The sequence below is a fragment of the Bacteroidota bacterium genome (assembly GCA_013696965.1).
In the GTDB taxonomy this organism is placed as follows: Bacteria; Bacteroidota; Bacteroidia; order JACCXN01; family JACCXN01; genus JACCXN01.
In genome coordinates, this window is the sequence record JACCXN010000089.1 from 1 (window position 1) to 12,325 (window position 12,325).

At 35.5% G+C, this 12,325-nt stretch carries 11 protein-coding genes; all 11 read right to left on the reverse strand.

Translation table 11 applies throughout. The features are described 5' to 3' along the window. Positions 1-298: 298 nt before the first annotated feature. On the reverse strand, positions 299-1,024 hold the full coding sequence (locus H0V01_12775; protein MBA2584248.1) for a hypothetical protein: 726 nt from the start codon (positions 1,022-1,024) through the stop codon (positions 299-301). A 7-nt stretch (positions 1,025-1,031) separates the two neighbouring features. Beyond that, positions 1,032-1,967, reverse strand: coding sequence for a hypothetical protein (locus H0V01_12780; GenBank protein ID MBA2584249.1), 936 nt, complete (start codon positions 1,965-1,967; stop codon positions 1,032-1,034). A gap of 156 nt (positions 1,968-2,123) precedes the next feature. Further along, positions 2,124-2,480 (reverse strand): hypothetical protein, encoded by a 357-nt coding sequence (locus H0V01_12785; GenBank protein MBA2584250.1) that lies wholly within the window; start codon positions 2,478-2,480, stop codon positions 2,124-2,126. Between the two features lie 28 nt (positions 2,481-2,508). Then, complete coding sequence (locus H0V01_12790; GenBank protein ID MBA2584251.1) at positions 2,509-3,390, reverse strand: tyrosine-type recombinase/integrase; 882 nt, start codon at positions 3,388-3,390, stop codon at positions 2,509-2,511. Next, positions 3,387-4,319, reverse strand: a complete 933-nt coding sequence (locus tag H0V01_12795) for a tyrosine-type recombinase/integrase (GenBank protein MBA2584252.1) — start codon at positions 4,317-4,319, stop codon at positions 3,387-3,389. The genes H0V01_12790 and H0V01_12795 overlap by 4 nt, the downstream gene beginning before the upstream one ends. Before the next feature lie 73 nt (positions 4,320-4,392). Next, positions 4,393-6,267: a hypothetical protein gene (locus H0V01_12800; GenBank protein ID MBA2584253.1), complete on the reverse strand. Its 1,875-nt coding sequence runs from the start codon at positions 6,265-6,267 to the stop codon at positions 4,393-4,395. Between the two features lies 1 nt (position 6,268). Beyond that, positions 6,269-6,880 (reverse strand): hypothetical protein, encoded by a 612-nt coding sequence (locus tag H0V01_12805; GenBank protein ID MBA2584254.1) that lies wholly within the window; start codon positions 6,878-6,880, stop codon positions 6,269-6,271. A 349-nt stretch (positions 6,881-7,229) separates the two neighbouring features. Further along, positions 7,230-8,249, reverse strand: coding sequence for a hypothetical protein (locus tag H0V01_12810; protein ID MBA2584255.1), 1,020 nt, complete (start codon positions 8,247-8,249; stop codon positions 7,230-7,232). Further along, complete coding sequence (locus tag H0V01_12815) at positions 8,246-9,055, reverse strand: GIY-YIG nuclease family protein (GenBank protein ID MBA2584256.1); 810 nt, start codon at positions 9,053-9,055, stop codon at positions 8,246-8,248. The genes H0V01_12810 and H0V01_12815 overlap by 4 nt, the downstream gene beginning before the upstream one ends. A gap of 138 nt (positions 9,056-9,193) precedes the next feature. Then, positions 9,194-11,518, reverse strand: coding sequence for an AAA family ATPase (locus H0V01_12820; GenBank protein ID MBA2584257.1), 2,325 nt, complete (start codon positions 11,516-11,518; stop codon positions 9,194-9,196). 214 nt (positions 11,519-11,732) lie between these two features. Beyond that, a complete protein-coding gene (locus H0V01_12825; GenBank protein MBA2584258.1) occupies positions 11,733-12,131 on the reverse strand; it encodes a hypothetical protein in 399 nt (132 codons plus the stop codon). Positions 12,132-12,325: the final 194 nt, after the last annotated feature.

Here is a 12,325-nt window from a genome sequence, read left to right on the forward strand (position 1 = left end):
ACTTCCATAAAAAAAACAAGCAACTAAAAGTCAGTCATAAAAAAAGCGATTAAGCTAAAGATTTCTTTAAACTTAATCGCTTTTTAAAAAATTACTGAAAAAACGAGATGCTTTTTCAGTGGCCTCGTTAAGCCTGGGCGGCTGTTTAAAAAGTTAAAATTCTTCTTACGGCAGGGATGCCGGCTCTATTTCAGGCGTAGGCAGAGTCTACGCCTAACGGGGCTTAATAAAGTTAATTCAGAACCAAAGCCCTTACCCGCATTGCCTACCATTTAGCTTAGCTCCTACGGGGGAAACTTTATTCTAAAACGTTATATTTAATTTCAAATGGAACCCTCAATTGATCCCCAAAATTATTTATTTCTATATACGCTTTATGATAATTCGGCCCAATTTTTTTGGCCTTTAGATGTGCAATCGGATAATTAATTATATCTAATTCATAATCTGTTACTGTATCTCCTTCGATAACTACTTTATAATCTTTACCTGTGTGTGCACCAATAATATATATATGTGCACTATACTCTTCATTTAAGCGTACATTTTCCTTTTTAGGAACAACTAATATTTTATATGAATCAAAATCAAGACTAGCTCGTAAAACATAATTTATTATCATTTTTGAAATTAACACCTCTAAATTCAAAATTTTATATTTTATTAAACCCCTGTTTAAAAAGTTGAATGGCTCATCAAATTCTGTAGAAAAAAAATTATTATCCTCATATTGATTAATATTATAGTGCAAAAAATTCACATAATCTATAATATTTTTCTCAGGCAAATCATTTATATTTTCTGCAATTGAGTTGTTTTTAATAAAATTAAGAATTGAATCTTCAAGATAAAAAATCTTTTCATTGTTAGTCATTATATAATAATACTCCTGATAATTTTTTTCAAAAATATCCTTTAATATTTTTTCCTCTTTATTAAGATACTGAATATCTTTATTTTCGTTATTACACGAAAAAATTAAAAGGAAAAGAAAAGCTACTACTAAATGATGAATAAATTTCATATTATTATTATTTTTTATCTTCAGTCCAAACTTCGTGTTCTCTACCTTTCCTTGCCCTAACTGAGTCCCCCTTTGTTGGTGCCATCACTCCACCATAAGAACCTGTCGTGGGGTCATAAGTATTTATATGTGAATTACTCCTCTTTTCTCCAGATTCTTGAGGCTGATTAGCTGATTTCTCTTTTATCATATCCTGCACTTCATTTACTATTCCAGTGACTGCATTTATTAAATCTGGCCCAACATTTACTAAACCAGCTAAATCTCCATTAATATTTTTCGAGGCACCTAATGCATCCAGGAATCCTCCAATATTGATCTTCATTTCGTCTTCCGATGACCTGTTTTTCGTAGTGTTTGATCCACCTTCATCACTCACAAAATGAAACCCTCCTTGTTCACTGCCAGATCCTTCAAGATCAATATTTGATGGCAAATAGGTATCTGCCCACGAATATATTTTGGTTATATTTTCATTATAATTTTCAATCTTTCCAGTTTCTACATTGTAGGTCATCTCAAATCCAATATCTACAGCTCTTGTGTTAGTTGTAAACCTATTATGAGCTGATAAATAATCTCTTCCTATTACATCTCTTTTAACAGAGCGATCAGAGTCTACCTTTAATATACCCACTACCTTTCCTTGATTGTTAACAAGTGTAACATATCCTTTAACATCTCTTCCATCAGGATCAATAAAATAAACAGGATTATTTTTTACAAAATTATAGGGACTATGTGATGGATATTTGGCTTGTAAAGGATCCAAAGACAACCACCTACCAATTCTCGGATCAAGAATCCTTGCCCCAAAATCATAGCTATTCCCGCTTCCCTTCAATTCATCGTCTTTTTCCATTGAGTTAAACCCGTACCTGTATGTGTTTATGTATCCTGACAGGAAACTTTTATTTTCAGATGTACAGGTTGTCAAAAACATTTTATGTCAAAGAGCCGTTAAAAAAAATATATAGGCAAATGTATAAAAAAAATAGAGGAAACCTATTTAGTTTTCCTCTATTTTACAATCAATTATTAACTGGATTATTTAAGCATATTAATTCAGGCTTTCCGGGCAAATTAGGGTAATTATATCTTATGGCTTCTCATCAAGGATTGTATAAATATCAAATAAATTCCCTTCCGGTAGAATAAACTGAACCTTTGTTTTTGACTTTTGAGTTGACCCTTCATTTAAAACTTCTTTGAAAAGAGCCGTAATTCTATTAGCAAGATTGCTAATTTCTTCCATGTTTTTAGGAGTTGGAAGTTTATAGAGAGATTCATTCTGCTCTGTGGACTTGAAATCATCTACTAATAATTTCCTCATTCTTTCTCTAAAGGGATCGTGCTTATTTGAACAATCGTAAGAAACTAAAAGTTCGAATCGTTTATTATCCTTTTCAAATTTTTTAAAGTTTTCGATTGATGTTCTTATTTCTCCTAATGGCATACTCCTGTTTTTTTTCCAAAGATAACAATTATCCCAAAGGGTGAAATCGATTCATAAGTTCCCGCTGTTCCTCAATATTTATTTGCCTGTATTTAACTGTAGTAGAAATCCACTTTTGCCCTGAAATCATTTGTACCTGCTCTAATGGTAGCTTCTTTTCATTGAGCCAATTTGAAATCACGCTCTGTCGGATGGTACTTGGAGTTAAATTCCTGTCCGGGAATAACGGTTTGTAAGTAGATACCAAATAATGGATGTCATCTACAGTAAGCCGAGTACCAAGCTTCCCTAAAATTAAAGCATTGGTTTCTTCACGCATCAAAGACTTTCTGCCCTCCTGGAGATAGTGGTCAATCAACCGGAATTGCTTATTGTGAAGTTCAATGTGTCGCTGGCCTATCTTCCTGCTGGCTTTTATAAAAATAGTTCCGTTGTCAAAATCAATGTTGCTTAAATTCAGGTTTTGGATCTCCCCTGAATTTAATCCCTGATAAATAAGCAAAGACATGACCACCTGATTGCGCTGTTTCAAATCAGCATAACGCTCCTCTCTTTCCAAAAGCAGTTCCAGTTCACTTGAACTAAATAAATCCTGATGGATTACTTGGCGATTTCTAACGTTCCTGATAAAAAAGTTCCGGCAAGGGTGATCGTTGCGCCTTCCAATGTCAATTAAATAATCGTAATATTTTTTGATGCCATTCAAAATATAAAGCTTGGTATTTTGGTTAGCGTAATCCTTCACCTTTTGATTCAGGTACTCCACAATGTCTTTGTACTTGTAATCATCAGGCTGAGGATTATCAGTCATAAAAACTTTGTTAGCAAACAAGTAGCTTTTCACCGTTTGAGGGGTGTGCTTGATCTGATGAAGATAATGTTCAAATGTGATTGGTTCTTTCATGGTTATCTGACTTGACTTAAAATTTTCATTTGCTGTTTTCTTCGTTTTGAATAAAGGTGAGCGGTATCTATTTCCGCATGACCAAGTAGTTGCTGCACAAACTCGATGTTTGCCCCGTTGTCGAGCAAATGTGTAGCGATGCTATGACGCAGACAATGCAGGGTAATTTCTTTTCTTAACAGTTCAATATTTTGTGTGCGCTCAATAATTGCCTTTAAAGTATTTCCTAAATATTGTCCTCCCATTCTTTTGCCTTTATTATTAAGAAAGAAAGCAGGTGTTTCTTCATAATTGGTAGCAGGGAAATAAGTGCTGCGTTCGAAAATAATATACTCCTTTAAATCCCTTACTACGTTGTTAGAAAGAGGCACTGTGCGTGATTTACTACCTTTTCCTTCCCTTACCAGCAGCATTCCTTTATGAAGCAGCACATCGGTAGTATTAAGGTTTTCAAGTTCACTTCTTCTCAGGCCACAACCATAAGCAATTCCCAATAGTGCCTTTTCCCTTTTGTTTTGACAGGATGAATACAACAATTTGATTTCTTCAATCGTACAAATATTGCGTTCCTTATACTTTCCAAATTGAAATTTTGGAAGCCTTGCAGGGGAACTGTCTATTTCTTCCCTCTCTACCAAATCATCAAAAAACAAGCGAAGCGCATAAAGGTGATGCCTTATCATTGATTCGCTTAAACCACCGCCTGTCTTCTGATTGGGACGTTCCCGCAGATATTCGTAATAACTTATGATTTCCGTGGCTTTCACAACCTGAATGGTAGTAAACCCCTTGATCTCTATAAAGAATAAAAACTCCCTGACACAGCTTTGAATCTGGCAGCCTTTTCCCTGACGATAACCTTTGGTGATTATCATATTATTAAAATCCTTATACAAGGCTTGAAAGTGCGGGCTATTTATGGGTAAGTGTTTCATTTCTTTTTATGGTTTCTTTACGATACTTTTTTTTGCTTACTATGCTTACTCTTGGAATTCTGAACCGCTACGCTCATTCCTTTTGCTGTTGCGGGTTTTGGTGTTCCAAGCTTTCTGAACCAATAGGAACCAATGCTGATAATTGCTTTAGGAGTTCGGTCTTGATGCGATCTCTAATTTTCTCCATATCGTCCCAAAACACAATCTTGTATTTAAATCCCCTATTGGCATAACCTCCTGTTCTTTGAATGTACTCCAGCAGTTCCAAGTCTTCCATAAACCTAAAGCATTGAGTTTTGCTTACATTCAGGGCAAGCCTCACATCTCTCTGAGTAAACTGGTACTCGTTTTGTTTTCCGGCTGCCTGTTTTTTAATAAACTCTTTCATGCGGTCAAAGAAGAGTCGCAGGGAAGAATCCAGATCATCCACCTTCAGCATAATCGCATCGAATAAAATATCACAGGCCACTATCAGGTCTTCAGGTTGGGCAATCAGCCTTCCCTGTTCGTCACGTTTTCGCTGGTACTGATGCAGAATAGTTATTTGCTTTACAAAAGCTTGGTAATGGCTGTTTAACCTTCTGAGCATTTTTGCTTCAATGGGCAGAATGATTTTATCAGCGTAGCAGTTCACCACTTCAATGGGCTTAACGCACCTCATGCAATTTTGAAAAAACTCTTTTGTTTTCTGCTCTTCTTTCACATCAATAAGCCCCGCTAATCTTCTGTTCTGATATTCTATGATGCGCATGGTCTGCTCGTCTGTTTCATCTACTCCGATAATCACCGAGCGACTCATGTTGTCATAATATATCTCCGCTTTGGTTGTGGCCAAAAGCGAAGCAAAATGGCTGCGTACATGCTTTATGGTTGAGACAATGTTTCCGCTGCGGTCTTTATAGGTTGTCGAGGAGCTGATGTTTCCGGCACTTTGCAGTTCCCTGAAAGCGTACTGTGCTTCCTCATCCAAACCATCATAATCCTGAATCAGCATTACCTTGTCCACCAGTTCATCTTTATTGTAATGATAGAAGGACTTGCTGGTCACCCTTGTCATGGAAAGCACGTCTTCAGGAGGTAAACATTGTCCGATAATATTTATCAGGTGGGACTTACCGCTTCCCGAACTGCCCTGCACCAAAGCATGCAGGGGGTGAGACATTTTATAAGTAGAGGCTATCACAAATAAAAGCTTGCGGGTATTATTTTCTCCAACAACTCCAGCCTTTTCAATCAGCCCATCAAATCGCTCCATCAGGTTGGGCTGTGATAAAAATTCAATGCAGCTTTTTTGGTTTTCAGGAGAAACGCTGGCATATTGACGTTTGATTTGGTATTGGGATTTGGCTTGCTCAAATTGCCTTTCCCGAAATTGCTCCAACAGATCAGTCAGCATCAGCAAATCGGACTCGATTATTTCTGCGTTCTGATAAAATTGCTCCGCCAGTTGAAGTGCAAAGTTCCTTACCGTTTCTCTTTCGTATAAATCAAGCTTTGTTCTTTCTTTTCTTCCGTAAGCCAAATCCTCCACCATTAAGGTAATTCGCATGCTGCTTAAATCCTGAGTAAGCATCCCAAGTATATAATAATGGTTGGAAGAGGTGCGCATCAGGATTTTATTTTCATGGATCACTTCCAGCTTTGCTTGCTCTGGTTCCGGTTCTGATTCCTCCTCTTTTATTTCCTTCTTTCTTGTTGCAGCTTTAATTATTGGAGTGGTAATGTTTTCGATTTCCGGTTTGAGCTGCACAATTAATGGGGCAGCCACATTCGTCACAGCTACCTCTTCTACCTCCTCAAGTTCTTCTGCATTCTGAATGATCTGCATAACCCCCGCACTTCCATACTGCCGATAAACCGAATTCAGGTTTTCATTTTCCCCAAGCGTTGCCTTCTTGATTGGAACACTTGTTATAATGTCCCTAAGTTCCTTTACTGAATTTCCCATGTTACTTTTTGATTTTAATTTGTATTACTTCACTTAGGTGCTTCAGGCTTTTTATTGCTTTTACATGCTGATCTAAAAAAACACCGTTATTTAATGCAATCACCGCTTCCCTGTTATCTAAAACTTTTGATTCGAGCATCGTTGCAGCATCCATTATGTTGTCCACCACAAACAACCTTCTGGTCTGCTCACTTGGATATCCCGGATACAAGCCTTCTAAATTCATATAATCGGTTTTGTCATTTTTTATTCCCATTGAATAAAAGTTGACGATTTCATTTTTTTCGTTTCTGAGCGGAAACATAATTGAGAAGCTTCCAAACACTGTATAAGGAATCGAATGGCAATTTGATGCGAAATTTGAAACCTTCATAAATCCAATCCGCTCCAGCGATTCTTTAAACTCCCTTTCCTTGCGATGGTGTAACTGGCCGGAATTAAAACAAGCCATCGAATTTTCAACAGTCAGCATTTTGCTTTTCAACCAATCTTTTGCTTGCTTACTTTTTCCGTAGCGTAAACCATTGCTTGCATAACTGTAAACCAATTCTAAAAGCTCAAGCTCTGTTTTTTCATTCCAGTTTACCGCTTCGCTTGTTTCCTTATTTTCCATCGCATTATTTTTTGTTAGTTTCTAAAACCTAATACCAACAAGGTGTTTGGCCTCATTAACAACAAACATCAGTACACTCTTTGGAACACGCAAGTCTATACACCAGTATCTGCGAGGGTTTCAGATAAAGGGCATTTAACTTGCACGTCTCAAAAAGAAATGGCATGCAGGGATAAACCGCATTAGGAGTCATCAATTGCCGGGATTACTGCCAGTACAGCCGAATTATTAAAAAGTGCAGTTATCCTCATCATCGTTGACGAAGATAGGTCTGGGATTCAGGAAGGGAAGCGGGTTTGGTTAATGGTTGTCCAACAAGTGGATTATTATGCAGTGAAATGGATAAACATTACTTGGGTGGAATATTAATTACAGCGTCTTCGTAACTGAAAGAAATTTTATGGTTCTCTGTAATAGATGTTCCAATACTCAAATTAAAATATTTGATTTCTAGTGTCTGAGGTTCTTCTATTTTATCGTAAGCAACTCCAGGGAATAAATTTAAAACAAGTTGCCTCTTTCCATTGGTGACGTCCTTCAACTCATCAGAAAAGGGAAGGAAGATTTGAACGATTTGGTTCGCAAAACAAACAATGAGAATATACTCAGGGAATTCCTGCTTATCGGTAAAAATGTTTTTTGCTTTGTATAAGTCAGCAGATGGGGTAGTAAAACAACGTCTCTTAAGTGTTGAGACAAAAGCATGAGTAATGAAGCTTAAGTCATCCTGTCTATTCGTCAGCCATGCGAATGATTCTTTGTTGAACTTGTCAAATTCAGTCGGCAATAGTGAAAGTCCTATTTTTAAAAGTGATTTGTAAACTTTTAGAGGAATGAAAGGAGGTTTTCTGAAAACGATATCAACAGTTTTTGTATCTGTATTAATTGTATAGTCATCAAGTGTCTGAATATGTAACTCCTTTTGATTTCCTTCTCTATGTGCCAGAGTTGTTCGTGTTTTCTCATTTCGATCAACTGTCCGGGACTGAAATATAGGAACTTTCTTTTTTCCTTTAACTCCTAAAAGAGTAATATAAGGTCTAATAAAAATAGAAAAGCTACTTTCATAGTCACTAAATAATTTGTTGCAAATATCACATTCATCAAAAGTTAAAATGTCATTTTCTCCAATAAGTTCAGGAAGTAAATGAGTGATTTGGTTGAAAGTTGTTTCTTTATCTGTCCTGTCACAATACCTACAAACTTTACTCTTGATTCTTGACGGCACATATGTTTTAGAGCTACTTATTAACTCATATTTATTCCAAAATTCAAGAGGGTCTGTTTGCATTTTTTTGTTTGTATTAGTTCTTTTTATCTCCGTCTTTTGGTTAGAGCCCTTTGCAGTTTTTCCGTTCTCTGTTGTCACTTGCTTTTTGAAATAATTGTCTGCATAAACAATTTAATTTCATCAATGTCAGTGCTTGTCAAGTCAAACCACTCCCCACGTTTTCTTTTCTCTTTATACTTTCTATGTAAAATTTTCTCAACCTCGGCTGAAGCAGCCCATTTTTCAATTAATTCAACATCTGGCTCCTGTCCTTGTAAAGTTTTTTCTCTATGCTCTGGTTTTATGCTTCTCCCAATTTTGTGATAAAGATTTTGTTTGTTATACATAATGTAAACGTATTGCAACTCTTGTTTTCCTAGTGTTTTAGAATTTACCTTCTTTTCCAAACCATTTTTAATATTTGGTTCTTTTGGTGGCTCGTCTGCAAGGGGAACAAACAGAATATCTCTATATCCTTTAAGGATCAAGTCACCGTTTTTTCCTTTTAACTCTTTAGCTAATTCGTTACCATAAGTCCAGTAGTCAAGTCTTTCAAATAAAGACCGTTGATGAGCTTGATAAGCATTAAAAACTTCATGAGGATTATTTCTGTTGTATGTCTCACATATAAAAGCAGAGAAGCAAGTTGTCAACTCATTTCTGTTCTTTGTGTGCGGTTGAAGTTTTAAGATAAACCCTTCTAATTTACCATTTACTTTTGTTACATAAGTGAGGTAATAGTCCAAATTTGGTTTGCTGTCATCCCAAACATATGCTCCAAATGCTTCATTGTGAAGATCACGAAGAACATTGAAAATTGAATTGTCGTTTTTCGATAAGTCGAGAATTTTTTGTTCAGTTAATTCTCCTAATCGTGTTTCAAAACTTTTTATTAATGCTTTCATTTACTCTTAATTTAAAGACCAGCCGTTGTCAGTTATCGTAAATTCCCACTTCCCCCGCCATAACGCAAAGGTACTGTTAGAGGTTCGTTGCTTTTTTTATTGTATGGTTCTCCATTTTACCATTTTCTTAACGTATTACTAAATCAGTTGTATTAGTTTTAATGTTCTTTCACAATAATTTCTTAATTCAGCGTCGGTTACAGGCTCGCTATCTGAATTTGTATTATGTCGATGGTGGTATTTTTTTGAGTAATCATTAATGTCTGTTAGTTCAGCAACTTCAGGTAGGAGTCTATTGTATGCGTCAGTAGTTATTGAATTTCTTACTTTGTCTATGAAGTTACCAAGCCATTCGGAGGGCAATAGAAGGTCAAAAAACTTTAGATGAAAATAACTTTCTAAGGCAGGTCTTAAGCACCTTGCGATATTTCGTCTTTCTTGGTCTATAAAACAGCCATTTGTTAGGTAGTTTTTAATTGCTGTACTGTCTTTTAAGACACTTGATAAAGTGTCATTGTCAATATGATATTCAACAATACAACCAGTATTCCCTACAAATTCAATTTTACTGCATTGATTTGTCAAGTTAATTTGATTTGTACTTTTCCAAAACTCTCCTGCAAAAATAATGTTGTGAGTTAATACAAATAGCTGTTTTGCTTGTTGCGCGAAGTGTAATAATTTGGAAATAGTTGTTGATTTTCTATTAAGATCAAAGCTTGAAACTGGGTCGTCAAAAACAATTATTTTGTCTTGGATATTTCCGTCAACTTCCAATTTGGTGAGGAAAAATGCCAAGGCAAGCGCACTTTTATCGCCTTCGCTCAAGGAGTATTTAAAGGTTGAAAAAAGCGGACTGTCTTCAAGTTTAATTTCATTTCCATTTATATGAAGAGCATATTTTATCATTGGCTCTTTACTGCTTCCTACATAAACGCTATCTAATCCTCGGATTTCAAGATAGGGTGCGAACGCCTGTAGATATTGATTTATTTTTGTCGAATAGTTTGCGAAAATTGTCGTTGAATAATTGTCAAGCAATAATTGTTTAGCGTCCTTGTCGGTTTTAAGAAGTGCAACAGAGGAATTGTATGATGTTAGGTTTGTACAAAACCCATCAATAGTTGGATCGCTTCGTTTCTTAATTGCTTTTAACTTCCTTAAATCTATTTCAAGTTGAACTAGGTTAGGTTGAATCAAAGCCTTTGTTGCAGCGATAGAAGCTTTGTAAGCGGAAATGTGAACATTTAATTCGGTAATTTTCTTATTGAATGCTTCAACAATAGTATTAAAATGCGAAACGCTAGAAGGGTCATGAGATTTAATCGGGTTTTCTGACTTGAGCTTCAATACTTCCTTTATTGCTTCAAATGCAGAAACAAATGACTCTTTTTCTTGAATAACGGATACGAGAACAGGAGGATTTTGTATGTGGGGCTGCCAAAATTCAATCAAATTAATATTTGCTGTAATCTTGTTTTCTATTTCTAAAAATTGTGCTTCAAGGTTAAAGTTTGAAATAGCTAGTCGCTGTTCTCCCAATTGTTCAAGCAAGCTATTATACTCTTCATTGAAGTATTGTTTATATGCTTCAATTATTTCAATCGTGTCCTCAAAAGGTCTTAAGCAAAAAGGACAGCCGTTATTTTTTATCGCTTCATATCCTTGTTTAATCCACTGCTCTGACTTGCCACCCATTACAAGATGATCCTTGTGTTCATTGAATTTTGCAAGATATGTTTCTGAAATAGTGTCTATTGATTGGCTCAGCGCTGTTTCTAAAGCAACAGTATCGAATGGAAAAGTAAGTACTTGAATTAAATTTAAGTTAGCTTTGGATTGAATAGTTTGAAAACTCTTAGCGGTTAAAATTTCTGCCTCTTTAAGTGATATTTTATTATCTACGTCCGTATCGATTTGAATATTTGTAAATGCTTCGGCAGTATAGGCTCTCTCAATTGCCAGTTCAATTTTTTCAGTTGTTTCTTTGATGATTTTACCACCATTATGTATTCTGTCCTTAATGGATTGGATATCTAATTTTAAAGCTATTCCTTGTTGCCCGAATATTACTTCAAATAGATTTTTCTTATGCGAGGTTTGTATTTCTAATCCAGTGTAAATATTCTCATTTATAAAATGAATATCAAAAATTTCAATATTTTCATAGTGATTGTCCCAGGCAGTTGAAGTGAAAGTTAGTTTTGGATTGGTTGTATCGTCTGTTAATACCTCTACCGTCTGAGTTACGGTTCTGTCAAATGCTCTCTTTTTTGGAAGCAATGTATTATCCCCTTTTAACGAATTCAAAATTACTGCAATTGTAGTTTTCCCACTGCCGTTTTCACCGTATATGAGATTTATTCTTTCAAAATCAGTTGTCCTATGTCCACTAGGAATGGTGCTATGATTATAGTTCAGAAATTTTCCCGTCCCGTGTATTTTTATAAATTTCTTTATCATATTCTATGAATTGTCGGCAAGAGATTTTGCGAAGGACAGCAGCCTTTCAATGTTCTGGTTTACTTGCACTTCACTGTCTGCTACCACAAATATAAATTAAAAGCTCCTAAAGGTTAGGCAAATGTTTAGAAATAAATTTATACCGATTTAATAAACATTTGCAACTAGCACGAAACCTAGCATATTCGCAAGGGTGGTGTTAGCTGCTGCCCTTCTATTCTTTTGGAGTCGGTTTGTTTGATTTTTTATTCAATGTAAAATTAAGGTTGATCGCAAATTCTCTAGGTTTGTTGTTTGAGTAATTCATAAAAGTCCAACCCTTTGACTTTTTGTAATGTTGAAATGTCTCCCAATATTTTTCAAAATCAAGTTTATTTGTAAAATCTTTATTGTCTTTGCTTGAGAGAGGAATTATAAAAACAAATAGTTTACAAGTAAAATATAATTCACCAACAGCAAACGGAAGGCCTGTGTCTTCATCCTTTCTGATATAAGTTACTATTCTAGGTTGTATTGCAAAAGAGTGATAAGAAATCATTTCGCCAATTTTGGGAAGATTTCCAATTTGAATATTACCATTAATCCATTCTATTGTTTTTTTAAAATATGGCAAATGTTCTGCATCAATGACACTTAGAAAATATTTGCACAAAGTATCCCCCCGGGCAACTACACCCTAGCCATAAAGCAACTAATCTAATTGAATTTATTCTCTGGTAATTGAAGGTTTTGCGGAAAGAGCTCATGTAATTTATTGACTTTATGATCAGCGATTTTGTTAAGCACCTCTGACAGCCATTCCATTGG